The organism is uncultured Fluviicola sp. (assembly GCF_902168135.1).
Lineage (GTDB): Bacteria > Bacteroidota > Bacteroidia > Flavobacteriales_D > Crocinitomicaceae > Fluviicola.
Genome location: NZ_CABHOL010000054.1, coordinates 94704 through 118501, shown reverse-complemented (window position 1 = coordinate 118501; position 23798 = coordinate 94704). Strand labels below are relative to the sequence as shown.

Below are 23798 nucleotides of genomic sequence, written 5' to 3'. Positions count from 1 at the left end.
TTTTTTTGCAGGCAACTTCTGTTTCTTTTCTGCGTTTTATTTCATAAATTAGCTCACCAATAGCTTGAAAGACAATTGCTATTACTACAATTGAGGTATTTGAGGTTTGAAATTTATATTCTTCCTTTGTATCGGCTACAAAACTACGAATGAAGCAACTATTACTCCTTGTTACTGCACAGTTATTGCTCCTTACAGCAGCTTATGCTCAGTGTACTGCAGATGCAGGACCGGACTCTACGGTTTGCATCGGTGCTTCCATTCAATTGGGGGGAACCCCATCAGGAACCGGAGCCGGAACACTCTCCTATTCCTGGTCTCCTGCTGCGGGACTTTCATGTACCAACTGCCCGAATCCTACACTGACAGCAGCAACGAACCAAACTTATACGCTCACCGTAAGTTCATCTTTGGGGTGTACAGACAATAGTACCGTAAACATATCTGTAGCGCCTCCTCCAACGGCTTCATTCACTATTACAGGAAATAACAGCTGTTCCAGTGTTCCTATTCAATTTACAAACACCTCATCCGGAACAGGATTAAGTTATTCCTGGAATTTTGGTGATCCCGGGTCCGGTGCACAAAACACAAGTAATCTTATCAACCCGGTTCACCAATACAATGCTGTTGGATCCGGATCTCAAAATTACACCGTAACCCTTGTGGTTACTAATTCAAACGGATGCACGGCGAGCATCAGCCAGACAGTAACTGTAAATGCGCTTCCAAATCCCACCCTGGTCGATCCGATTGCAGGAATGCGCAACTGTGATGGTTCGAACTTCGCTTTAACAGTCTATGATGCCTCTTCAACGACCCTTGTTTCAAATTATACCATTCAATGGGGAGACGGTTCTCCCGATTTTAACTCAGGCACCTTTCCCGGAGGAGGTGTATCTCACACCTACACCACTGCAGAGATTTTTTCGCTGGTTTACACCATTACCGGAGACAACGGATGTGTCCAGTCGACATCCTATAATATTGCAAACATTACCAATCCGGCAATCGGAGCGGCAAACCCCGGAGCAACTACCGGATGCGGCCCCATAACATTGTGCTTTCCATTGAGTAATTATTCATCCAATCACAATACTACTTTTTATGTGGTGGATTATGGAGACGGCTCGCCAACAGATACCCTTTCACATCCGCCTCCGGCAACCATTTGTCATACCTACACCACTTCTTCCTGCGGGCGCCCCGGAAATCAGTTCATATTCCGTATAAAAGCAATTAATTTATGCGACAGCAGTGAGGCCTCAATCTCACCAATTCGTGTATATACGGGGCCAACAGCAAACTTTAACGTTGCGGCACCCAATAACTGCGTGGGTTCTTCCGTATTGTTCTTAAACACTACACAAACGGGTTTCAACAGCGCCTGTAGTTCCAGCACACTGTTCCAATGGGATTTCGGTGACGGACAAACACTCACCACCACAACGGCAACCAATCCGACGCACATTTACACTGCTCCGGGAACATATACGGTAACCTTAACAACTACCAACAATTGCAGTGTAAATGTAATTACAAGGACCGTTTGTATCGAAAATCCACCGACTCCGGCATTTACTGTCACACCGACTTCAGCTTGTATTCCTTTTACAGCGCAGGTAACCAATACATCCAACCTGACAAACACCTGTAATGTGACAGGTGTTTGGACCGTACTTTTCAATGGAAGCCCATGCCTTCCTTCTTCCGGAGCATTTTCATTTGTCGGAGGAACGAATGCTTCATCTGTCAACCCCCAAATTCAATTTACCCAACCCGGAAATTATACGATCCGTTTAACCTTAACGAATTCCTGTGGTTCTTTCATTGCCAATCAGGCAGTTGTAGCACAGGCTCCGCCACAGGTAACAATCAATGCTGTTCCGAGTGTTTGTGCAGGGTTGAGTGTGAATCCGGCAGCTGTTGTCAATGACTGCCTGGAACCTTCGGATACTTATAACTGGTCATTTACCGGTGGAACTCCTGCAAGTGCAACAACACTTATTCCGGGAACGGTTTCTTATTCAACAGCCGGAACTTTTCCAATTTCACTGGCAGTTACGAATGCCTGCGGTACAACAACGGCTAATACTTCCGTTGTAATCAACCCCATCCCTCCAGCGCTCAATCCACAAGTAAACACCCCTGTTTGTGCAGGCGGAACAGCGAATTTCACTTCCAGTTCATCTGCTTCAACTACATACTCCTGGTCCGGACCGAATTCCTTTACCAGTAATCAGCAAAATTTTAATCTGACTAACATAACAGCAGCACAAGGCGGAACCTATACCGTATTTGGAACGATGAACGGCTGCACCGGGCCAAGCGCTTCCGTTACTTTAGTCGTAAATCCTATCCCGGTCATATCGGTAACACCACCCAATGCAACAATCTGCAACGGTCAATCTGTTTCTTTAACAGCCTCAGGAGCAAGCAGCTACACGTGGAGCCCGTCAACCGGTCTTTCAGCAACGAATACAGCAACTGTTACTGCGAATCCAACAACTACACAAACATATACTGTTATCGGATCCGACGGAACCTGTTCCGGATCTGCAACAGTAACCATTACCGTAAATCCTTTACCGGTTGTCAACGCCGGCCCAGATGTGACGCTTTGTGACCAGCCCATTCCTTTCTCACTTACTCCAACGCCAAACGGCGGTACGTGGACAGGAACGAATGTCACTCCTGGTGGAGTATTCACCCCAAACGGAACCGGAACTTTCCCGCTGGTCTATTCTTTCACCAATGGAAACGGATGTACAAATACTGACACGGTTCTGGTAACGGTTGTTAGTCCGACACCAGCACTTGCGGGACCTGATTCATCGCGATGTTTCGGTTCGGGAACTATTACACTGATCGGAACACCATCCGGGGGAACCTGGAGCGGAACAAGCATTACGGCCGCCGGAGTATTTACTCCAAATGTAGTTGGAACACATGCTTTGGTTTACACTTTCGGAACAGGGACCTGTCTTTCACGAGATACCATGCTGATGACAGTAAATCCATTACCTGTTGTAGATGCAGGCCCTGATTTCTCTGTATGTATCGATGCAGGTATTCAAACATTAAACGGAACACCCGCAGGAGGAACATGGGCTGGAACCGGAATTACAAATACAGCCGGGGAATTTACACCTTCCGTTGCCGGAACCGGAAACAAAACACTGACCTATTCATTTACCGACGGAAATGTTTGTACAGCGACTGATAATTTAGTAATAACCGTGAACCCGCTTCCTATCGTCAATGCCGGGCCGGATACAACTGCTTGTGATCAGCCGAATCCGTTCCAGTTGAGTTATTCTCCGACCGGCGGAATCTGGACAGGTACCAACGTTACTTCGGGTGGGCTTTTCACACCGAACGGAACGGGAACTTTTACGCTTACATATACCTTTACCAATACGAATGGCTGCACCAATTCGGATACACGGGTCGTAACGATCATCAGTCCTACACAACCGGATGCAGGTCCTGATTTTGCGGTTTGTATCGATGCGCCGAATGTAACCTTATCTCCTACTCCGACCGGCGGAACCTGGAGCGGTTCTTCCACTACTCCGGCCGGAATCTTCAACCCCACAACTGCAGGGAGCTTTAACCTGGTTTATACTTTGGGTTCCGGAGCCTGCTTGCTACGCGATACACTTGTTGCAATAGTCAATCCACTACCGGTTGTAAACACCGGAACTGACTTCCCTATTTGTATAGATGCAGGAATACAGACGCTGAACGGAACCCCGGTGGGCGGAACCTGGACAGGAACGGGAATCACCAATCCCGTGGGAGAGTTCACTCCTTCCATTGCCGGAACCGGAAATAAGACGCTTACTTATTCATTCACGGACCTTAACGGCTGCACGAATTCAGACAACCTGGTAATCACCGTAAATCCATTACCTATTGTTAATGCCGGAAACGACACCACTTTATGTAACCAGCCTTTCCCTATCCAGTTTACAGCAACACCACCCGGGGGAACCTGGGCAGGAACAGGTATAACTTCTTCGGGATTATTTACCCCGGCTTCAGTTGGAGTATTTAATCTCACTTATACGTTTACAAATGCAAATGGCTGTACAAACTTGGATGCGCGTGCTGTAACGGTTGTCAATCCGGCTCTTGCAAATGCGGGTCCGGATCTGGAAGCCTGTATCGATGCTCCGGATGTTCCCTTGAACGGTACACCTGTCAGTGGCACATGGACCGGAAGTTTTGTAAGCTCCGGCGGATTATTCAATCCAACGACTGCGGGAACTTTCCCACTGGTTATTTCCAATGGCGCCGGGAACTGCCTGACTCGTGATACGATGCTTTTCACAGTTCATCCGCTGCCTGTTGTGAATATTGGAACCGATGAAGCATTCTGTCCCAGCGAAAATCCGGTTAATTTTTCAGGAACTCCGGCAAACGGTGTTTGGAGTGGAAATGGTATAACCGATGCTTCATTAGGAACTTTCGACCCTGGAATAGCTCCGGTTGGAACGAATACAATTGTCTACACTTATACAGATCCGGTAACCGGCTGCATTAACCGGGACACTTTACAGGCAATCATTCACCCGATGCCGGTTGCAAACTTTACATACAATCCGATTACCTGTATCGGGACAAACGAGTTATTCACGAATACAAGTAACCTGGCCGACCAAAACAACTGGAGCTTTGGCGACGGAAGTACTTCTTCACTGGTTAGTCCGACTCATGGATATGCATCCGCCGGATTTTTCGATATCGAATTAGTTGTCAGCACTTCTTTCGGATGCCTGGATTCAATTACACAGCAAATTGAGGTACGGATTCCACCTGTTGCAGATTTCAGCTTAACTCCGGATTCCGCCTGCGGCCCCATGTTAGTAGATTTCACAGACCTGTCTTTAGGCCAAAGCTTAACTTATAACTGGGATTACGGAAATGGTCAGTCAAGTACCAATGCTGTTCCGGTTTCACAAACATATCCGGCAAGCAATACCAGCGACACCAGTTACACCATCACATTGAGTCTGACCAATTTTTGCGGAAGCAGCAGTCATTCCGAGGAAATTACGGTAATGCCTTCACCAACTGCTGTTTTCGGGACTCTGGTCGATATCGGATGTACACCACTTGTACTGGATATGGTAAACAACAGTTTCGGACTTCCCGACACCTTTGAATGGAATTTCGGTGATGGTAACACTTCAACGGATTCCGCAGCAACACTTCAGCATACGTTTTATACAAGAACAGAGGATACTACTTATACCATTCAGCTGATCGTCACTAACGAATGCGGCTCAGACACGGTCCAGCATCAAATCACGGTACTTCCGCCACAGGTTAATGCATTTTTCAATATTGATGCTCCGGACGGATGTGTTCCGCATACCATCAACCTGACACAATTCTCACAAGGAGCAAGCTTCTCTTCCTGGGATTTCGGAGACGGAAACCTTTCTACAACTTATAACCCTTCTCATACATTTACTTCTCCGGGAACTTACGTGGTTTCACTTTTTGCTGCCGGATGCGGCTTTGATACTGCTACGACCGTCGTAACTGTTCATCCTTTGCCTCAAATTGATTTCACTTCGCTGGATTCCGTTTGTCTCAACGCAGGACTTGCATTCACGAATTTAAGCACCAATATTGCATCCATGAACTGGAATTTCGGGGACGGAACCGGTTCTTCCTTAACCAACCCGGTACATGTTTATTCGACCCCAGGCTTTTACACCGTGACTTTATCCGGAATCAGTCAAAGTTATGGCTGTACAACCCAGGCAACGAAAATTATCAAAGTCAACCAGGGACCAACTTCCCAATTATCACTCGGACCCAATGCCGGCTGTGTGGAGCTAACTGTTCAAATGACCAATAACAGCACCGGCATTGTCAGTCAGGTCTGGAATTTCGGTGACGGGAATTCCTCTTTGCTGAATAATCCAAGTCATACTTTTACAACCCCCGGATCATATGCTGTTCAATTGATCGTGCTGGATAATATCGGCTGCCCGGATACTGCAACACAGGTTGTTACGGTTCATCCGCTGCCTGTGGTTGATTTTACATTTACAACGGTAGATCCTTGTGTTCAGCCGACAGTGGTTAATTTCACCAATCAAAGTACGAATGCGGCAGGCTATAACTGGAACTTCGGGAATGGTTTATCTTCTACGCTAACGGACCCGAGTTCAACCTATCAGCAGGTTGGTGATTATACCGTAACATTAGTCGGAACAACTATTCATGGCTGTATTGACAGCATTCAAAAAACAGTATCGTCTTACCAAATGCCGACAGCTTCGTTTGTATTACCAACTGATTCCTTATGTGTCGGTGAGGAAATTACTCTCCAGGCCAATACCCAATTCGCAAGTTCGGTTTCCTGGTTCCTAGGCAATGGAACGATTCTGACCCAAAATCCGGTGGTGACTTCATTCGATACCAGCGGTAGTTATCCGGTAACATTCATTGCTTATGGAAACGGAGGTTGTAATGACACCGTTTCTTCAGGAACATCCATTACAGTGCTCCCCCAGCCTACTGCGGATTTCAGCTATACCAATGTGGAAGGCCCGGAACCATTGAGCGGGATTGTAGACTTTACAAACCTGAGCAGTCTGGCAGATAACTATTCGTGGGAATTTGGCAACGGAACTGCATCATCGGAAGAAAATCCAACTATCCGTTACGAGGAAAACGGAGAGTTCACGGTAACATTGATCGCGTCAACAATTTACGGCTGTGCGGACACGCTTGTAAAACCAATTACAGTGGATTTCTTCTATGGATTATTTATTCCAAATGCCATGAGTCCGGGACACACTGATTTTGAAGTGGCGAATTTTGTTCCGAAAGGTGTAAATATGAAAGATTTTGAGCTGTTGATCTATGATGATTGGGGGAACCTGATCTGGTCAACAACTGCCCTGGATGAAAACGGCCGACCGACAGAATACTGGGATGGAACTTATCGCGGAGAACCTGTGCAGCAGGATGCATACGTCTGGAAAGCAAGTGCAACTTTCAGAAATTCGAACGTTTGGGAAGGAAAGGAATATCCGAAAGGGCGGATCAAGCGTTCGGGAACTGTAACAGTAATAAGATAAATTATGAAAGGACTGATTTTATTCATAGTGTTCATTACTGCCGGATCCGCATACGCGCAAGACCCCAATTTTTCGCAGTTCTACAACAACCCGATCTATTACAATCCTTCCATGACCGCTGTCAACAATGGAATTGGAATAAGACTGAACGCACGTTCTTTGTGGGGACCTATTCCCGGAAGGTTCAATACCTTTTCCTTCTCTGCCGAAGCACAAACCATGTATAAAATGGGACTTGGGATCATGGCTTATTCAGATGTGGGTGGTGAAGCATTACTGAGAACGGCAGGCGGATATGTCAATTACTCATACAGACCTGTTGATACGAAGAATTTTATCCTGCAGGCCGGTGTGAGCGGCGGGTTTATCACTAAGAATATCGATTGGTCGAAATTGACTTTTTCCGATCAGTTGGACGAAACGATGGGAAAAATTAAAGAAAGCAGTTTCAACAGACCCAATTACAACAGTGTTTCCTATGCAGACTTCAACGCAGGGCTAGTGGCTCGGTTCAACGGTTCGACCCGGAAACAAAGAGGCGCATTTAAACGCTTTAACGTAACACTTGGAGGTGCGATTCATCATTTATCCCAGCCAAAGGATGCTTTCCTGGCAGATGCGGAAAAATTGCCCTTTAAATTGGTATTCCATGGTTCATCCAACCTGCTTTTCAATGAATTTGTGGTTTCTCCGGGAATTGTTTACGAAATGCAGAACGAATTCAGAACTTTCAGTGTGGGTAGTAATTTCATCAGCCAGCCGTTTATTATCGGGATCTGGATGCGCAACCGAACTGCAGCAATGAGTTTCAAACAATACGATTCGTTTATTTTTACTCTTGGCTTGAACCTGCGTACCAAGTATGAAACTTTGTGGCGGGTAACTTATAATTTTGACATGACGATTTCCCGTTTGAAAACCAGTAGTTACGGAAGTCATGAAATTTCTCTCCTGTTCGAAATCCCGACAAAGGTATTGTTCTCCAAGAATGTGAACAGCAAGAGTATGCGCAGAAGGTATCAGTGTCCGAAGGAGTTTAGCGGATTCTGAAATAATTATCAATGATGAATGGATGAATTATCAAGTATCAAATATCATTTCAGTTGGGCTAGTACTATCTGTTTTTAGTCTTTTAAATTACCAAGATCTTAAACTTGATAATTAACTCGCTGATAATTGATAATTATTCCTCTAAACCCATTTCTTTTGCATGGCCAGTCGAACGGCTTCTACTTTGGAGTTTACGTGCAGTTTTTCGTAGATATTGGTCATGTGCTTACGCACTGTATGCGGACTAATGAATAATTCATCTGCAATCGTAGTATAGCTTTTTCCCTGAGCCAGGCAGTTCAGGATATCCATTTCGCGTGAACTTAATGGAGTTGTTTCCTGACTGGATGTTTCCGTAGGTTGGTTTTGGATAAAATTGTATGCTTTTTTGGCAATCGCCGGAGCTAATGGCGCCGCCCCGAATTGCAGTACGTTGTCAATTGCCTGATGCAGATTCGCTATGGATTCATCTTTGAGCAGATAACCGCTTGCTCCGGCCTGGATAGCTGAAAAAATACGCTCTTCATCGTCAAAAACGGTGATCATGATAAAATGGATCTGCGGATAAAGTACTTTCGCTTGTTTTACAGCTTCGATCCCATCCATTAGCGGCATATCGATATCCATGAATATAATTTCCGGAAGCGGGTTCAGGGTCGGAAGTAAGTGCAGGAATGCCTGACCGTTAAATGCAGACATCGTTATTTTCACTCCCGACTTCGCTTCCAGCTTTTCAGTCAGGATTTGTACATTGTACACTTTGTCATCGACAATTCCAATTGGACAAATTCCCATAGTAACAAATGTGGTAATTTATTCTGCTATTTCCAATTACGCAATTGTGCTATTTTTCTTCCAGCGGAGCAACAAGACCATACCGCTGTGATCCGGGCTTTTGGTCATGGAATAAACTGCACCTATCTTTTCCACACGCTGTTCGATGCTTTTTAGTCCGTAGTGGAATTCCGGTTTTATTTCCGGATCAAATCCCACTCCGAAGTCTTCCATGGAAAGCACCAGGTAATCTCCATCTTCTTTCAGGTTTATTTCCACTTTTTTGGTCTTGGCATGTTTGTAGATATTGCTGATTCCTTCCTGGAAAATGCGCATAACATGCAGCGAAACTCCGGGATCAAGAACGCAATCTTCCATCTGAACGTTAAATTTAACCTCAATGGAATTATCTTCCAGCCATTTCTTAGCCACGTTCTTCATGCGGTCTAACAACACCTTTGAAGACATATTTTCAGAATGTAAAGCCCAAACAGTATCCCGCAAAGAACTCATGGCTTCCTGGCTCATCATAAATGTTCTGTTGATACGTTTGTTTTCCTTGTCGCTAAATGCAAGCAATTCCAGGTTATTGACCACAAAACTCAATTGTGAACCTACCAAATCATGCAAATCGTAAGAAATACGTTTCCGTTCTTCGTTCGTAGCATGGAACACTTGCTGCTGAGTTAGTAATTCTTTTTTCAACGAACGTCTGACGAAGTAAAAGACCAGGGTTATCACTGTCAGGGCCAATAACGATACCAAAACAATCCACCAGGTATTTTCCGCTTTCCTTTTCAATTGCTGCTGAAGCAGTTCTGCATCTTTTTTCTTCCGGTATAATTCTGTCTGTTGTTTTTCGGATTTGATATCGTAAATGGCATCTGTTTTAGCTATTGTACGATCGCGCAGATCCATATAATAACGCTGGTGATAAATTTCATATTTATTCCACAGAAGCTTCGCTTTTTGGTTTTCGTTCCGGTCCAGGTATATTTCACCCAAGGCCTTATAAACTTTATACAGCTGTTCATTCGCTTTCAGTTTTTCAGCGATTGGCAATGCTTCCAAAAGGATTTTTTCTTCTTTCGGGGTATTTTTCATATCCCTGTTCAATCTTGCCCAATTAATAAGGACACTCAGGTACAAATATTCGTTCTCGATCTTTTTCGACAATGCTGCACTTTCCTCATATATTTTCAATGCTTCTTCATAACGCTTATAATCATCGAGGATCATTGCTTTATTGCACAAAACAATAGCCAGCCCGTACTTGTTGGAAGTTCTTCTATATCCCTGAATGGCCAATTCCGAATAATGCAAACTGGAATCTCCTTTATTCAGGGCATTGAAAGCCGTACCCATATTGGAATAGGTATCCAGGATCTGATCTTTGTCATTCCCCTTTTTGTAAGAAGCGATACTTTTCCGGTACCAAAATAAAGCTGTTTTTTCAAGGTCCAACTCTTCATAGATCAGGCCAAGGTTATTTTGGGTAGCTCCAACGTTGATGTAATCAGCCATTTTCTCGAAATACAATTTCGCCTGGTGGAAGGACCGGATCGCTCGGTTCAGTTCATTCTTTCTCCAATAAATGAGCCCCAGGTTATTCTGACACGAAGCAATTCCTTTCAGGTATTTTTGTTCCTCTGAAATTGCCAGCGCTTTTTTGTAATTATCAATAGACAAGTCTGTTTGAGAGAGCACATCGTAAGCAATACCGATACGGATATAAGCGCGGATCTCTCCGATGTGAAATTTACAGGTATTTGCCTGAGCAGCAATCTTCCGGCATTCTGCAATTGCAGCTTTAGGGTTTTCATAGCACAGGTTCAATACTTTGTCATTCCTTGTATTGATCTTGTTAGTATCACACTGTGCAGTCCCCTTCAAAAAAGAAAAGCTCAACAGTAAAGTGAGTAGTAGTAACCGTTTCATTGTTTTGGGATTACTTGTTGAGTTCGAGTTTTTTCAGACGTTTTCTGCGTTTCAAATAAAGCAGGCCGAAGAAGCCAACTAAAATACCTGCTATGAACCAAATCAATGTATCTTCATACCAGGAAGCCCGAATTTTAAAACGAGTGCTTTCCGGATCGGAGTAGCGGCCGGTCCCGGGATCAAACAATCGCAGTTCCAATGAATAAGAACCTGAACTCAAATGCTCGAAGGTAAGTTTGGTCAGACCAAGGGAAGTATTCGACCAATGAATTTGATCATTTTCCCCATTCCGGATCAAACGGTATTGCAATTCATACGGGTGGTTCCCCATTAATTCTACCAATTCATATGGAATTGTTACCTCCGTATTTGCAGCTTCAAACTTATTTCCGTTTTCCTCCTGGTGATCCCCGCTCGGTTTTCCCAGAATAAAAGATGGAAAGTCTGTTTTCATCTTTTCCCATTTGAATGCAAACAAGCCGAATTGAGTAGCAACATAGACTTTGTCGTCGAGAACTACAAAATCCCTTAAGAACAAGTTATTCATGCGGGAAAGTTCTTCCAATCGCTCCAGATTACCAGTGAGCTTCTTCGTTCGGTAAAGTGTTTTATCCGAAAGGATATAGAATTGATCATTGAAAATTTTTAGTTTGGAAACCAACAGATTACTCCCGTTCTCACGGAAGTTCACTTCGTGGGCTACTTTCCCGTTTTTAATCGTAAAAATCTTATTAGCAGCACTCAGAACATACCAGCAATTCTTGTGAAAAAGAATTTCCGAAGGGTCGATAATTTCATTGAAATAACGGATCGAACGGTATTCCAGGGTGCTCAGATTGAGTGTAAACAATCCTTCCAGGTTGGAGAACAGCACTTCATTCGTATCCGACTGCTGAAATAATTTCACCGGGCTTTCCAAAATCACCTGTCGCTCCTTGCCTTTTACGAGTTTTTCACGTAATTCTTTTTCTGTTTTCGCTTGTATTGTGAATAATCCTTTGGAAGAAACAATCAGGAAATCCTCATTTTGAAGTGGAATAAGTTCTTTCACAAACTCGTCTCCCAGGATCAGAGGCACGGAGAATGCTCCCCCTGGCTTCCAATTTTTCTGAGTGGTCCCTTCTTTTTGAACCACATTTCGCACTTTGCGTCCAAATTTATTCAGGACCATCATTTCCCCGGAATTACTGCGTGCCACAATTCCATCCTTGTACAGGTCAAGAAAGTTGAATTCCGTTGAATTTACCAATTTGTAAGATCCTGCCGGGATACAATACAGGCCTTTCGACTTTGTTCCGAGCCAGATATTGCTGTTCCTATCCTTAAAAACAGCCGTTACATGCAGTCCCACAATAATGGATTTCACGCGCATATCGCCGGCTTTCAACACAATCATCCCCGTTTCTGAAAGCAGGTATACTTTTTCATCAATGTGCACCACTTTTTGGATGGAATGATTGAAAGCACCAATTAATTTATTCAGGTTCTTAAAACGCTTATTGATATACTGCAGCGAAATGGCTGAATTCGGTTTTACAGGAAAAATGATCACTTTATTATCCTGATTGATCAGCCATCTTCCGGTCATTCCGGGTAAAGTACGCGCTGTCTGTTCATTCACATCAATCAATTCGTTGCTTGAAAGCAGCGCAAAACGTCCTTTATCGTTCTCCACATAATCGATCAGCTCCGATTTTCCTTTTTCAAAGAACGGAATTTCCGTTTTTGAAATGAAGGTAAACGGATTTGGCTTAAAGGAATAAACGGCATCCGGACAAAGCAACCTCAAATTCCCTTCTTTCGTGTTTTCCAGCTTCAAAATCTGGCTTTTAACCTGTGGCAAAGGCACTGGCAAGACTTTTTCTCCTTTGATCTCAAACAATTGCCCTGTTTTGGTTAAACCGACCAGTTTATTCTTCAATTTCAAAAGCTGAATAATGTCCTGGGAATACAATTTAGAAGAAGCAATCTGTTTTGACTGGAACCCGTTGAAGCTAAAAACACCTTTATCAGTTCCCACTATCAAACGCCCGAATGCATCTTCTTCAATAGCCATAATATGGTGATCTCCCAAAGATGTTGCAACCGGGTAATAGTAAAATTTTGTTTGGGCAAACAGAAAGGAAGTGAAGAGCAGAAAGACCGGAACTAATTTCATTATGTAGAAGAGTTTATTTGTAATTTCTAGTTGATGACCGTGTTAACGCTTGTCATTTATCGTCCGTTTTACGGATTCTTCAAACCATTGCCACAACTTATCTTTTGGCACGGGCGCTGTTATTTTTACTGTTTCTTTCGTTGTAGGATGTTCAAATTCCAACTCCCTGGAATGCAAATAGATAGAGCCATCAGGATTGGAGCGTTTCGCACCGTATTTCAGATCGCCCTTAATAATACATCCGATTGCGGACAACTGTGCCCGAATCTGGTGATGTCTGCCCGTTTCTAATTCTACTTCCAATAAGGTGTAATTGTCGGAACTGAGCAAAAGCCGGTATTTCAGTCGTGCTTCTTTCGAATCCTTACGCGCCTCATTATAGCTGTAAGTTTTATTTTGCTTTTCGTTACGCACCAGGTGGTGAACCAAATAACCTGATTTCTCTTTCGGTGCTTTTTCTACGACCGCCCAATAGATCTTTCGCGGATGTTTCTCGGCAAAAAGCTTATTCATTCGTGTCAAAGCCTTACTTGTACGTGCAAAGGTAATTGCCCCCGAAACAGGCCGGTCCAAACGGTGGATCAAACCACAAAAAACATTTCCGGGCTTTTCAAATTTATGACGGATGTATTCCCGGACTTTTTCCACCAGCGGGAAATCCCCTGAAATATCTCCCTGCACATTTTCTCCTGCGTGCTTATTCACCACCATCAAATGGTTATCCTCATACAGTACATCTTCCGGGCGGATTTGCTCCATCTACTAATATTGTTCGTTTTGGTTCGGGAAATCACCGCTGCGCACGTCATCTATGTAGTTCTTGACAGCTTCCGTCATGATATCGTAGAGATTGGCGTACTTGCGCAGGAAGCGCGGAGAGAATTCGTTGTTGATCCCGAGCATGTCGTGAACAACCAACACTTGTCCGTCCACCCCATTTCCTGCTCCGATACCAATAATCGGTACAGAAACGGATTTCGCTACTTTTTCTGCCAATGCCGCAGGTATTTTCTCCAATACAATGGCAAAACAACCGGCTTCTTCCAATGCTTTCGCATCTTCAATCAGGCGCTGAGCCTCGTTTTCTTCTTTGGCACGAACTACGTATGTTCCGAACTTATAAATGGATTGCGGGGTCAATCCCAAATGTCCCATCACCGGAATTCCGGCCGTGAGAATCCGTTTAATGGATTCTATGATCTCAATCCCGCCTTCCAGTTTCACGGCATGTCCACCGGATTCTTTCATAATACGGATCGCATTCGACAGCGCTTCTTTGGAATTTCCCTGGTAAGAACCAAAAGGCATATCCACCACTACCAATGCTCTTTCGACTGCGCGAACAACGGACCCGGCATGGTAAATCATTTGGTCTAAAGTAATGGGAAGCGTCGTTTCATGTCCGGCCATGACATTGGAAGCGGAATCTCCTACCAAAATAACATCAATTCCGGCTGAATCAATGATTCGGGCCATGGAAAAGTCGTAGCCGGTCAGCATGGAAATCTTCGTCCCGGAATTCTTCATTTCTTGTAAAACATTCGTAGTAACGCGTTTTACATTTTTATGCACAGACATGAGCGATTAATTTAGCTAACAAAGTTAAGTAATTCCGAATTACGAATACCGAATTACGCATTGGAATTGTGGATTAGCGATCGTTTCTTCATACCTCATGCAAATTTGCCAGTTTGCCAAATGGCAAACCATGAAACATACTCCGGGCAAAATAGACAGATATCTATTCGTAAATTTTGAGAGTGATTTGTTCGGTTGCCAAAATACATCTAAAACAGCACTATCCCTTATTTATATCGAAAGCTGTTAAAATTGGTTTTCAGGGTTTTGGGTTTGTAATCACAACTATTTTTCTTCTTATCTTTGATTTTATGAGTACGGCAGACAACAAATTACATTTAGTTCAGATGATCATAGAGTCAGAAGATAAAACTTTTGTGGCTAAAATGTTGGAATATGCGCGTAGTCTTAAGATTCAAAAATCGAACGTCCTGGAAGAAGATATTCCGGATTATGTCGTGAAAGAAGTTCAATTAGCTATGGAAGAACTCGATAATGGTTCAGATCCTGGCACGCCTCATGAAGAGATGTTGGAGCAGTTTAGGAAAGAATTCCCTGGTTTAAAGATTTAATCCCATGCAAATTATCTGGAGTGCCCGATCAAAAAAACTCTGGGAATCATTCGTTTGCATATTCGAACTCATTTTACCTCTAAAGAAGAATTGGAATTCATAAATCAGGTTATCCAAACTATCCAATCGATAAATACTTTTCCAAAAGGTTTTCCAGAATGCAAGAAGCCGAAACAAGCAAGAAAAGCTGTTATTCATCCGCACAGTACTTTGTTTTATCGTATCAAAAGCAAAAGAGAATTGAATTACTTTTGTTTTGGGATAATAGAAACAATCCAAAGAAAATAAAGTAAGCCGGAGTTAATGAGATTATCACTCGAACCACACATCGTGTATGATCTGCTTACCGGCGGTTTCATTTACCCGCTGGATAATGATCTGTTTTCCATGCAGCAGTTCATCGCGCATAACGGAAGAATTCAGGGCAACGATCAAAACTCTATGGCGGATCTGAAGGTTGGTTGTCCTGCTGGCAACGGCTTTTCCCATCATTTCTTCCCACTTGCTCAAAACTTCCATTTCGGTCATTTTTCCCTGCAATTGGTAAGCACTCATGAGTTTGTCCACCAATTCTTTCATCGGCTGGGCATTCCCCGATCTTTTACGTTCGTCCCATTCGCTCATACTAATTCGGAATTAAAAATGATCATATTCGGTTTTACCTGTATCGTATCAAAAATAGCAGAAACGCGGTTCTCGTCGGTATCTGTTACTAAAACCTGCCCGAAGGTGTTTTTGGAAACCAATTCCATCAATTGCGCTACACGAAGATTGTCCAGCTTATCGAAAATATCGTCCAATAAAAGAATCGGAGTCTGTTTGAGGCGTTCTTTCAACCAGTCGAACTGGGCCAAACGCAAAGCGATGAGGAAACTTTTCTGTTGTCCCTGGGAACCGAAACGCTTGATAGGCAATCCTTCCAACAGGAAGGTAATATCGTCTTTATGAATTCCAACAGAGGTATAATGGACCCGCATGTCTTTCGGATAAGCCTGCTGCAGCAAAGTCCTGAAATCCGTTTCGGTCAATTTGGATTCGTAATTCAAAGAAACTGCCTCCTGTTCCTGCGAAATCCACTTGTAATAATGCTGGAACAAAGGAATGAATGCTTCAATAAATGTTACGCGCTTATGGTGAATTGCTGTTCCGTAGCGGATCAATTGCTCGTCCCATATCTCGATAGATTCCCGCTCGAAGAAACCGTTTTCGAATTGCAGTTTCAACAAAGCATTTCGCTGATCGAGCACTTTATTATAGCGTTGCAGATCATTCAAATACTCATGGTCGAACTGCGAAATGATCCCATCCATCCATTTCCTGCGCACTTCGCTTCCTTCGGAAATTAAGTCCGTATCGTAAGGTGAGATCATAACAACCGGGAAATGCCCGATGTGGTCCGCCAACCGGTCGTATTCCTTTTTATTTTTCTTGAAAACCTTTTTGGAACCCGATTTTACCCCGCAATACAGATTAAAGGGCTGTTCGTCTTTCATCCAGCATCCCTGGATCACAAAAAACTGCTCATTGAAGCGGATATTCTGGCGGTCGATGGGATTTAAATAAGAACGGCACATGCTCAAATAATGAACCGCGTCGAGCACATTCGTTTTTCCCGAGCCGTTCTTCCCCACAATGCAATTCACACCGGATTCGAACTGGAATTCAGCTTCGCTGTGATTGCGGAAATTGACTAATGAAAGGGATTCGACGAACATCCTGCAAAATTACGAATTCCGAATGACGAATCCCGAATTGCTGATCGTGAATTGTATGACGCAGGGTCGAAAAATTTTTCGGCCCTACTGAATTCGGAATTAATATTCGTAATTTTCCAAATGAAACTCCAATTTCAGAAGAATGAAAAACCTATTCCTTTTTTGCTGGCTTACAATCAGTTGTTTTTCTTTCGCACAGGTTGAACCGAATTCCGTCTTGCACAAAACCATTCTGGAAAAAGACAGCCTGCTGTTCAACATTGGTTTCAATACCTGTGATATTTCGCAGTTTGAAAAGCTATTGAGCACAAACTTTGAGTTTTTTCACGACAAATCGGGAATCTCCGACCGCAAAAAATTCCTGACTGATTTGAAGAACGGTCTGTGCAAGTCTCCGGAAACCTACCAGTCGCGAAGAGAACTGCTTACTGAAAAAACACTTGTTTTCCCACTTTACAACCAGGGCGAACTTTACGGAGCAATTCAGTATGGAGAACACCGCTTTTATGAGAAAATGGAAGGAAAAGCAGAACAATATGCCAGTACCGCAAAGTTTACACATGTATGGATCATCGAAGACGGGAAATGGAAATTGAAGTCGGGATTGAGTTACGATCACCAGCACTAATTCCTGGTTAAGAATGCCGAAATCCGAATTACCGAATTTCCCTCAGCGGATCGAAAAGCGTATCCTGATTGCTGCCAATTCTTCAGAAGTTTGGGCTTATTTGACCGTTCCTGCTTTCATGAAAGGATGGATGGGCGACGAAGAAATGAAAATCGACATTATCAGCGATTGGAAAACAGGAAGTTCTTTTGCAATCAAAGGATTTCACCATGAGCAGTTCGAGAACCGGGGAACCATCCTGCAGCTCGATCCGGAAAGCGTTTTCAGCTATGCCTATTTGAGTTCTTTATCCGGTCTGGAGGATGAAACGAAGAATTATACCACGATTTCTTTCTGTTTAATTCCCAAAGCTGGCGGAACAGAACTGCGGGTTGAAGCAACTAACTTTCCGACATTTGAGATTTATAAGCATTTGGAGTTTTATTGGAATGGAACCTTGCAAATTATCAAATGGAGAATTGAAAATTGAAAAGAAATATGAAATTCATTTTTATCATACCATTTTTAATACTTGCTTTGATATCTTGTAAGCATGAGCCAAAAGTTTTAAGTGAGGATTATCAGGCTATTTGCTTTGTAAGTAATGGTGATGAAATCGGATTAGGAAATGAAGTCTATATGAATTCTCCAACGATTCATTATGTTTTATTTCTATACCATGACACTATTTTTCAGGTTCAGATCAGTGACAAACAACCCGCTTATTTCTATTTGAAATGCCGCAGAAACGGAAAAGACAGTTTGGAATCCTTATTCGAAAAATACGATAAGTTTTCACTGAATGAGCAATTGAAAGTCATGGAGAAAAACGGATATGAAGGAACCTGTGCTCCGAATGGTTATTTCCTCACGAGGAAGAGTGAGACACTGAATTTCGGGCTATTTACTTATATGGATTATTATGAGTGGTCGAGGCATTACCACTGGAAAGAAATCAAACTGAATCCCGGTCAATTCCCAAAAATATATCCAACCATTTACCATACACTGAACTCCAAACAATGGGATTATTTCATGAGTGATGCGTATTATTACAAGGATGTGAGGACGCATCGAAAAATTCAATTCCAATTTGAACCAACAGCCAATAAAAATGAATCAGCTATCTTTATAAAAAATCGCATCCACCATGAATGAATTAGCCCGACAAGGCAGAAGCCAAACGATTGCTATCTCGATCAGTATCATTCTTATTTCCATGTTCGTTATTGCATTTTACCACATTCCCCAGGATTCGATAAATCCGAAAAAGTTCTTTCAACAAATCGTGCGGTTTGTGCTCACACTGGCACTGCTTTATTTCTTGTTCCAGGGAAAAAACTGGGCGAGAATCACGCTGCTTGTTTTGTTCTTGCTGGCAATACTCAGTGGGTTGATCCTACTGTTCATCCCCTTTCCAGTTGCAGGAAAGATTCCTATTCTGGTTATGATTATTATCTATGGACTTGGGGCTTACAATCTTTATTTCTCAAAGTCTTTTAAAGCTTATTTTACTTATTTGAATTCGAAAAACAGATAGTTACTCCTGAAGACGAACCAATACCTCGCAAAAAGGCTTTTGGAAAGAATTGAAGGATAAAAAACATTTCTCAATCATGACTAAATTATTCCTCACATACATTCTGACTTCTTTAGCAATTACTTGCTTTGGACAGCAAACAGAAATTATTAACGAAAAGACCAACCAGCATATCCGTATTCCGGGCACCCGAGTATTTCTGATTCCGCCGAAAGGATTCACTATTGCCAAAGGTTTTCTTGGATTGCGCAAAGGTGATGATGCATACATTCAAATTTTCGATTTAGTTGGCGGCAGTTTTTATTCCAATGCTCGTTCCATAAACAGGGAAAATTTTGAGGCCGCGGGAATGAAAGTGTACGACTACTCTGAATTCCAATTCGATAACTATCCTGCTAAATATATATACCTGAGGGGAACAAACCTTTTAAATAGTTATCAGCTTACTTTTGGAGATTCTACTTTTTCAGCAATGATGCTGTCCGCGTTTTATCCTGATGACAAGGAAATGGAAAAACAAGTCAAAGAATGCATACTATCAGCCTATTATGATACTTCCGTAAAGATTGATCCTTTTGAAACTGCATACTTTAGCATTGATGAATCATCCACAAAATATAAGTTTCAAGAATACGCGGCAAACATTTATGCCTATTCTGTGGATGGAGTAAAAAGCGAAGACACATTTTCTCCAACCGTAATGATTACTCAATTACCCGCGGAAGCAAACAGCACTTATGAAACTCTCATTGAATCAATGATCAATGGTTTAAAACAAAACTCTTTCATCCAGACAGGAATTGTATCTTCAACCGAAAAAACAATCAATGGATTCAAAGGGTATGAAAAAATAGTGAAAGGTTATTTCAAACGAAAAAAAGTGACCGTTTACTATTTAGCATTTATAAAAGATGATATCAGTATTGTTTTTTGTGGAATTACTCATGCTGAAGACGATAGCGATCTAAAAGACTTTGTTACTTTCTCAAGTACTATGAAATTAAAATAACACTGGCAAAATTCTTGCTAACTTCACATAAAATCCAAGTCATGAAAATTCTTCTTTTTATTGCTGTTTCTGCTTCTGTACTTTTAGGCTGTAATACCAGCAAACCGGCTGCTTCAGACAATGCAATCATCAGCATCACGCACGGAACCAACTTTGGGCATTGCCGCGGATACTGCCGGAAAGAAGTGGTATTTTCCCAGGATCAGATCATGTATTTTGAATCGAGTGTCGACTCTGCAAGGAATCCTGTGAAAACTGAAAAGTTTGACATTTCGGCAGATCAATGGAAAAGCATTGCTGATAAAATCGACTGGAATACCTTCGAAAAACTGGATGAAAGCTATGGCTGTCCGGATTGTGCTGACGGCGGTTCGGAATACATCGAAATTAAAACAACCGATGGAACAAAACGTGTCACAATCGAATTCAATAAAGAAGGCCCGCAATTGGAGCCATTGCTGACAGAACTGCGTACTCAGCGCAAACAACTTTTAAAGACCAACTAGAAAAGACGTTACACCTTCTTTTCAAAAAAGAAAGCGCGTGTAACAAATGTTACTGTGGCTTCCGGAATAAGCTTGCAACTTTGCATAGTGAAATTCACTTGTGAAAGCACCTTTCATGGGTGGAACAAGGAATAAGTTCAGTAACAAAAACACATGCAGATGAGCGTAGAACAAATTATCAAAGAAAATGCGGGTACGATCGTAGACGTAAGAACAGTAGCAGAATTCAGAGGAGGACATGTTGCAGAATCCATCAACATCCCGGTACAGGAAATTACCGAAAGGTTAGAAGAAATCAAGCAATTAAAGCAACCTTTGGTTCTTTGTTGTGCTTCCGGCGGAAGAAGCGGACAAGCCACTCAATTCCTGTCTCAAATGGGGATCGAATGCTACAATGGCGGTTCTTGGCTGGATGTTAATTATTTTCAAACACAAGCGCTATGATGAACGCGATCAAACAGTTATTCGGTATCGGGCCTAAAACGGATTTCGCCCAACTCGTAAAAGACGGAGCCATCATCTTAGATGTGCGCAGCAAAGGAGAATACGCCGGCGGACACATCCGGGGATCGGTCAATATCAGTGTAGATACACTGGCGAACAACCTCGATAAACTCAAAGATAAAAACAAGCCTGTTATTACCTGCTGCGCAAGTGGTATGCGAAGTGCTTCAGCTAAAAACATCCTGAAATCAAAAGGATACACCCAGGTGTACAACGGTGGCGGCTGGTACGGATTGCAACAAAAAATCAGGTAAATTATCTTTATTCGAAATGGATTTTGTCGGACGGATTCCAACTACAACATTCAATCCGATGAAATCCATTCCTTTTTTTCAATGAAATGAAAGAACGTATTTTAAAAAACTGGACACTCAGCAGAGCCTTATTCCTGATTTTAGGAAGTGTGGTCATCATTCAGTCTATTTTGAACCAGCAGTGGCCGGGAATTTTATTTGGCAGCTATTTTGCTTCCATGGGATTATTTTCATTCGGATGTGCTTCCGGAAATTGTTATAATGGAAACTGCAGTATCGATAATAAGCCGGCTACCGAACAGACTGATAAAATGAACCCGAAAATTTAAATTTCATGAAACAACTTTTTTCCATAGCACTTGTAACTCTTCTGTTAATGAGTTGCTCCCACAGTCAAACACAAAATTCTCTTTCTGCAAAAGCATTTGCCGAGAAACTAAAAGCACTTCCGGAAGCACCGGTTATCGATGTAAGAACCGCTGAGGAATTTTCAAGCGGGCACTTGCAAAATGCCGTAAATTACGATTGGAACGGTTCGCAATTTGAAGCGCAAATCAAAACACTCGACAAATCCAAACCTGTATTCGTTTATTGCCTGAGCGGAGGACGAAGCGCTGCCGCAGCTTCAAAAATGCGGGCTGACGGATTCAGTGAAGTGTACGAGTTGGAGGGCGGAATGATGAAGTGGAGAAATGAAAACCTGCCTGAAACGACGAACGATCAGGTTTCTTCAACGGGTATGAGCGAACAAGATTTCCAGTCCCTTTTGAATTCGGATAAAACTATTTTGATCGATTTTTATGCCGATTGGTGTATTCCCTGCAAAAAAATGGAGCCTTACCTGAATGACATTTCAAAAGAGCAAAAAAATACCCTCACACTCATTCGAATCAATGTAGAGGAAAATCAGGAACTGTGTCAGAAATTAGGAATAAGCGCAATCCCGGTATTACAAGTTTATAAAAACAGAAAAATGACGTGGACCAATACCGGATTCATTGAAAAAGAAACGGTTTTGAAAGCATTGGAATAATTTTTATCTGCTACCTCATCCGGAACTGTGAAAAAGCATTCTTTCAAGTTGATCAACACCCTGCTTGTTGTTTTTCCAATGACATTCATCATGGCTTTTGCAGGAACAATCCGTAACTATGGCTTCGGTAAAGACTGGTTTTTACTATTGCTAAAATCATGGAGTATTATGTTTCCGATTGCTTATGGTGCCGCATTCATTATTATACCGAACGCGAGAAAATTAACTGAGAAGCTCGTCTCAAACTCCAAAAAAGAAAAATGAACCTTTTTTAAAGCGGGGTGTAATGGTAAAAAACAAAAGCCATGAAAACATCCCTTGTAAGTTTACTTCTTTGCATCAGTTCATTCTCTTTTGCTCAGCTGCTCCATCCAAGTGATGAAGCCCGAAAAATCCAGATTGCGATCCTTTTTGACACCTCCGGAAGTATGGATGGTTTGATCGAACAAGCCAAATCTACCATCTGGAAAATTGTCAATATGGCATCCAAAATGTCGGATAAAGGGAAAACTCCCCAGTTAGAAATTGCACTTTACGACTATGGAAACGACGAAATTACCGTTCCGAATTGGATCCGCAAACGCACGGACCTGATTTCAGACCTGGATTCCATTTCCGGACAGCTTTTCTCACTTAAAACCAATGGCGGAACAGAATACTGCGCTGCTGTTATCGAATCTTCCATCAATGATCTGCTTTGGTCAGCCAAGCCAGGTGATTTACGTTTAATCTACATCGCCGGGAACGAACCTTTCAACCAGGGACCTATCGATTACAAAAAGATCCTGAAAATCGCAGCAACCAAAGACATTATCGTCAACACGATCTACTGCGGACCTTATGACCAGGGAGTCAAAGAATTCTGGTACGACGGAGCTCTTCAAACACAGGGTTCCTATTTCAATATCAATTCAGACGATGAAATCAGACACATCGATACTCCTTACGACAAAGAAATTATCTCCATCAATGATTCCCTGAATAAGACCTATATCGGATATGGACGAGAAGGTGCCTACCGCGCTAGTAAACAAGCTGAAGAAGACAACAATGCGAGTTCCAAAGGTTATGCGGTAATGAGCGAGCGCGCAGAAGCAAAATCCAAATCGAACTACAAAAATGCCAACTGGGATTTAGTGGATGGTTTGGAGCAGGGAAATGTGAACCTGGACAGTTTACGCAAAGAAGATCTTCCGGAAGAACTGAAAGGGAAATCCAAAGAAGAACAATTGAAGTATATTGAAAATAAGAAAACCGAACGGACCAAATACCAAAATAAGATAGGAGAACTTTCGAAGAAACGGGAAGAATACATCGCAGAGGAAACGAAAAAGATCAACGAATCCAATGCAAAAAAAGATCTTGGATCAGCAATCATTGAATCGTTAGTTGCTACCGCTCAAAAAACAGGATTCACGGTTGAATAAGAGGAAGAGCCTTCAAGTAATATTGAG

Annotated in this window: 22 protein-coding genes; 15 read left to right on the top strand and 7 right to left on the bottom strand. The window is 42.5% G+C overall.

The annotated features are described in order from the left end of the window. Nucleotides 1-149 precede the first annotated feature (149 nt). Together QZT69_RS18370 and QZT69_RS18365 are read left to right on the top strand one after the other, a co-directional pair. Nucleotides 150-7106, top strand: a complete 6957-nt coding sequence (locus tag QZT69_RS18370) for a PKD domain-containing protein (protein WP_294679987.1) — start codon at nt 150-152, stop codon at nt 7104-7106. A gap of 3 nt (nt 7107-7109) precedes the next feature. Then, nucleotides 7110-8156 carry a PorP/SprF family type IX secretion system membrane protein gene (locus QZT69_RS18365; protein ID WP_294679981.1) on the top strand — a complete coding sequence of 349 codons (1047 nt, stop codon included), beginning with the start codon at nt 7110-7112 and terminating at the stop codon, nt 8154-8156. 141 nt (nt 8157-8297) lie between these two features. Here QZT69_RS18365 and QZT69_RS18360 read toward each other — a convergent pair whose 3' ends face one another. Genes QZT69_RS18360 through panB form a run of 5 tightly spaced genes read right to left on the bottom strand, consistent with a single transcriptional unit; the run spans nt 8298 to nt 14604 of the window. Further along, a complete protein-coding gene (locus tag QZT69_RS18360; RefSeq protein WP_294679979.1) occupies nt 8298-8951 on the bottom strand; it encodes a response regulator transcription factor in 654 nt (217 codons plus the stop codon). Between the two features lie 36 nt (nt 8952-8987). Continuing rightward, nucleotides 8988-10868: a sensor histidine kinase gene (locus QZT69_RS18355; protein WP_294679975.1), complete on the bottom strand. Its 1881-nt coding sequence runs from the start codon at nt 10866-10868 to the stop codon at nt 8988-8990. A 10-nt stretch (nt 10869-10878) separates the two neighbouring features. Continuing rightward, nucleotides 10879-13026: a hypothetical protein gene (locus QZT69_RS18350; protein WP_294679971.1), complete on the bottom strand. Its 2148-nt coding sequence runs from the start codon at nt 13024-13026 to the stop codon at nt 10879-10881. A gap of 42 nt (nt 13027-13068) precedes the next feature. Continuing rightward, the gene (locus tag QZT69_RS18345) at nt 13069-13785 is read right to left on the bottom strand and encodes an RluA family pseudouridine synthase (protein ID WP_294679967.1); all 717 of its coding nucleotides are present in this window, start codon (nt 13783-13785) and stop codon (nt 13069-13071) included. A gap of 3 nt (nt 13786-13788) precedes the next feature. Then, on the bottom strand, nt 13789-14604 hold the full coding sequence (panB, locus tag QZT69_RS18340; RefSeq protein ID WP_294679962.1) for a 3-methyl-2-oxobutanoate hydroxymethyltransferase: 816 nt from the start codon (nt 14602-14604) through the stop codon (nt 13789-13791). Nucleotides 14605-14915: 311 nt separating this feature from the next. Here panB and QZT69_RS18335 point away from each other — a divergent pair, with 311 nt between their 5' ends. Then, nucleotides 14916-15176, top strand: coding sequence for a hypothetical protein (locus QZT69_RS18335; protein WP_294679960.1), 261 nt, complete (start codon nt 14916-14918; stop codon nt 15174-15176). A 312-nt stretch (nt 15177-15488) separates the two neighbouring features. Here QZT69_RS18335 and QZT69_RS18330 read toward each other — a convergent pair whose 3' ends face one another. Together QZT69_RS18330 and QZT69_RS18325 are read right to left on the bottom strand one after the other, a co-directional pair. Further along, nucleotides 15489-15800: a DUF721 domain-containing protein gene (locus QZT69_RS18330; protein ID WP_294679958.1), complete on the bottom strand. Its 312-nt coding sequence runs from the start codon at nt 15798-15800 to the stop codon at nt 15489-15491. Further along, a complete protein-coding gene (locus QZT69_RS18325; protein ID WP_294679953.1) occupies nt 15797-16891 on the bottom strand; it encodes a DNA replication/repair protein RecF in 1095 nt (364 codons plus the stop codon). Before QZT69_RS18325 ends, QZT69_RS18330 begins: the two co-directional genes overlap by 4 nt. A 142-nt stretch (nt 16892-17033) precedes the next feature. Here QZT69_RS18325 and QZT69_RS18320 point away from each other — a divergent pair, with 142 nt between their 5' ends. From QZT69_RS18320 to QZT69_RS18265, 12 genes are all read left to right on the top strand, one after another. After that, nucleotides 17034-17519, top strand: a complete 486-nt coding sequence (locus tag QZT69_RS18320; RefSeq protein ID WP_294679950.1) for a nuclear transport factor 2 family protein — start codon at nt 17034-17036, stop codon at nt 17517-17519. Between the two features lie 13 nt (nt 17520-17532). After that, nucleotides 17533-17988 carry an SRPBCC domain-containing protein gene (locus QZT69_RS18315; RefSeq protein ID WP_294679947.1) on the top strand — a complete coding sequence of 152 codons (456 nt, stop codon included), beginning with the start codon at nt 17533-17535 and terminating at the stop codon, nt 17986-17988. Between the two features lie 8 nt (nt 17989-17996). Then, nucleotides 17997-18656 carry a hypothetical protein gene (locus tag QZT69_RS18310; RefSeq protein ID WP_294679940.1) on the top strand — a complete coding sequence of 220 codons (660 nt, stop codon included), beginning with the start codon at nt 17997-17999 and terminating at the stop codon, nt 18654-18656. Continuing rightward, nucleotides 18649-19038 (top strand): hypothetical protein, encoded by a 390-nt coding sequence (locus QZT69_RS18305; RefSeq protein WP_294679934.1) that lies wholly within the window; start codon nt 18649-18651, stop codon nt 19036-19038. The genes QZT69_RS18310 and QZT69_RS18305 overlap by 8 nt, the downstream gene beginning before the upstream one ends. Before the next feature lie 76 nt (nt 19039-19114). Beyond that, nucleotides 19115-20047, top strand: coding sequence for a hypothetical protein (locus QZT69_RS18300; RefSeq protein ID WP_294679929.1), 933 nt, complete (start codon nt 19115-19117; stop codon nt 20045-20047). Nucleotides 20048-20088: 41 nt separating this feature from the next. Further along, nucleotides 20089-20553, top strand: coding sequence for a hypothetical protein (locus QZT69_RS18295; RefSeq protein ID WP_294679921.1), 465 nt, complete (start codon nt 20089-20091; stop codon nt 20551-20553). A 159-nt stretch (nt 20554-20712) separates the two neighbouring features. Continuing rightward, nucleotides 20713-20997: a rhodanese-like domain-containing protein gene (locus QZT69_RS18290; RefSeq protein ID WP_294679913.1), complete on the top strand. Its 285-nt coding sequence runs from the start codon at nt 20713-20715 to the stop codon at nt 20995-20997. Beyond that, a complete protein-coding gene (locus tag QZT69_RS18285) occupies nt 20994-21311 on the top strand; it encodes a rhodanese-like domain-containing protein (RefSeq protein WP_294679905.1) in 318 nt (105 codons plus the stop codon). Before QZT69_RS18290 ends, QZT69_RS18285 begins: the two co-directional genes overlap by 4 nt. Before the next feature lie 86 nt (nt 21312-21397). Continuing rightward, on the top strand, nt 21398-21640 hold the full coding sequence (locus QZT69_RS18280) for a hypothetical protein (RefSeq protein ID WP_294679898.1): 243 nt from the start codon (nt 21398-21400) through the stop codon (nt 21638-21640). 5 nt (nt 21641-21645) lie between these two features. Next, nucleotides 21646-22344, top strand: a complete 699-nt coding sequence (locus QZT69_RS18275) for a thioredoxin domain-containing protein (RefSeq protein ID WP_294679893.1) — start codon at nt 21646-21648, stop codon at nt 22342-22344. 27 nt (nt 22345-22371) lie between these two features. Continuing rightward, nucleotides 22372-22608, top strand: coding sequence for a DUF2798 domain-containing protein (locus QZT69_RS18270; protein ID WP_294679888.1), 237 nt, complete (start codon nt 22372-22374; stop codon nt 22606-22608). 41 nt (nt 22609-22649) lie between these two features. Further along, on the top strand, nt 22650-23771 hold the full coding sequence (locus QZT69_RS18265) for a vWA domain-containing protein (RefSeq protein ID WP_294679881.1): 1122 nt from the start codon (nt 22650-22652) through the stop codon (nt 23769-23771). Nucleotides 23772-23798: the final 27 nt, after the last annotated feature.

Excerpts from the sequence above, each read along its gene's own strand:
- QZT69_RS18305 (WP_294679934.1), top strand. The coding sequence starts at position 18,649 with ATGAATGAATTAGCCCGACAAGGCAGAAGCCAAACGATTGCTATCTCG.
- QZT69_RS18275 (WP_294679893.1), top strand. The coding sequence starts at position 21,646 with ATGAAACAACTTTTTTCCATAGCACTTGTAACTCTTCTGTTAATGAGT.
- QZT69_RS18360 (WP_294679979.1), bottom strand. The coding sequence starts at position 8,951 with ATGGGAATTTGTCCAATTGGAATTGTCGATGACAAAGTGTACAATGTA.
- QZT69_RS18265 (WP_294679881.1), top strand. The coding sequence starts at position 22,650 with ATGAAAACATCCCTTGTAAGTTTACTTCTTTGCATCAGTTCATTCTCT.
- QZT69_RS18300 (WP_294679929.1), top strand. The coding sequence starts at position 19,115 with ATGACTAAATTATTCCTCACATACATTCTGACTTCTTTAGCAATTACT.
- QZT69_RS18310 (WP_294679940.1), top strand. The coding sequence starts at position 17,997 with ATGAAATTCATTTTTATCATACCATTTTTAATACTTGCTTTGATATCT.
- QZT69_RS18350 (WP_294679971.1), bottom strand. The coding sequence starts at position 13,026 with ATGAAATTAGTTCCGGTCTTTCTGCTCTTCACTTCCTTTCTGTTTGCC.
- QZT69_RS18280 (WP_294679898.1), top strand. The coding sequence starts at position 21,398 with ATGAAAGAACGTATTTTAAAAAACTGGACACTCAGCAGAGCCTTATTC.
- QZT69_RS18320 (WP_294679950.1), top strand. The coding sequence starts at position 17,034 with ATGAAAAACCTATTCCTTTTTTGCTGGCTTACAATCAGTTGTTTTTCT.
- QZT69_RS18325 (WP_294679953.1), bottom strand. The coding sequence starts at position 16,891 with ATGTTCGTCGAATCCCTTTCATTAGTCAATTTCCGCAATCACAGCGAA.
- QZT69_RS18285 (WP_294679905.1), top strand. The coding sequence starts at position 20,994 with ATGATGAACGCGATCAAACAGTTATTCGGTATCGGGCCTAAAACGGAT.
- QZT69_RS18355 (WP_294679975.1), bottom strand. The coding sequence starts at position 10,868 with ATGAAACGGTTACTACTACTCACTTTACTGTTGAGCTTTTCTTTTTTG.
- QZT69_RS18315 (WP_294679947.1), top strand. The coding sequence starts at position 17,533 with ATGCCGAAATCCGAATTACCGAATTTCCCTCAGCGGATCGAAAAGCGT.
- QZT69_RS18295 (WP_294679921.1), top strand. The coding sequence starts at position 20,089 with ATGAAAATTCTTCTTTTTATTGCTGTTTCTGCTTCTGTACTTTTAGGC.
- QZT69_RS18370 (WP_294679987.1), top strand. The coding sequence starts at position 150 with ATGAAGCAACTATTACTCCTTGTTACTGCACAGTTATTGCTCCTTACA.
- QZT69_RS18335 (WP_294679960.1), top strand. The coding sequence starts at position 14,916 with ATGAGTACGGCAGACAACAAATTACATTTAGTTCAGATGATCATAGAG.
- QZT69_RS18290 (WP_294679913.1), top strand. The coding sequence starts at position 20,713 with ATGAGCGTAGAACAAATTATCAAAGAAAATGCGGGTACGATCGTAGAC.
- QZT69_RS18345 (WP_294679967.1), bottom strand. The coding sequence starts at position 13,785 with ATGGAGCAAATCCGCCCGGAAGATGTACTGTATGAGGATAACCATTTG.
- panB (WP_294679962.1), bottom strand. The coding sequence starts at position 14,604 with ATGTCTGTGCATAAAAATGTAAAACGCGTTACTACGAATGTTTTACAA.
- QZT69_RS18365 (WP_294679981.1), top strand. The coding sequence starts at position 7,110 with ATGAAAGGACTGATTTTATTCATAGTGTTCATTACTGCCGGATCCGCA.
- QZT69_RS18330 (WP_294679958.1), bottom strand. The coding sequence starts at position 15,800 with ATGAGCGAATGGGACGAACGTAAAAGATCGGGGAATGCCCAGCCGATG.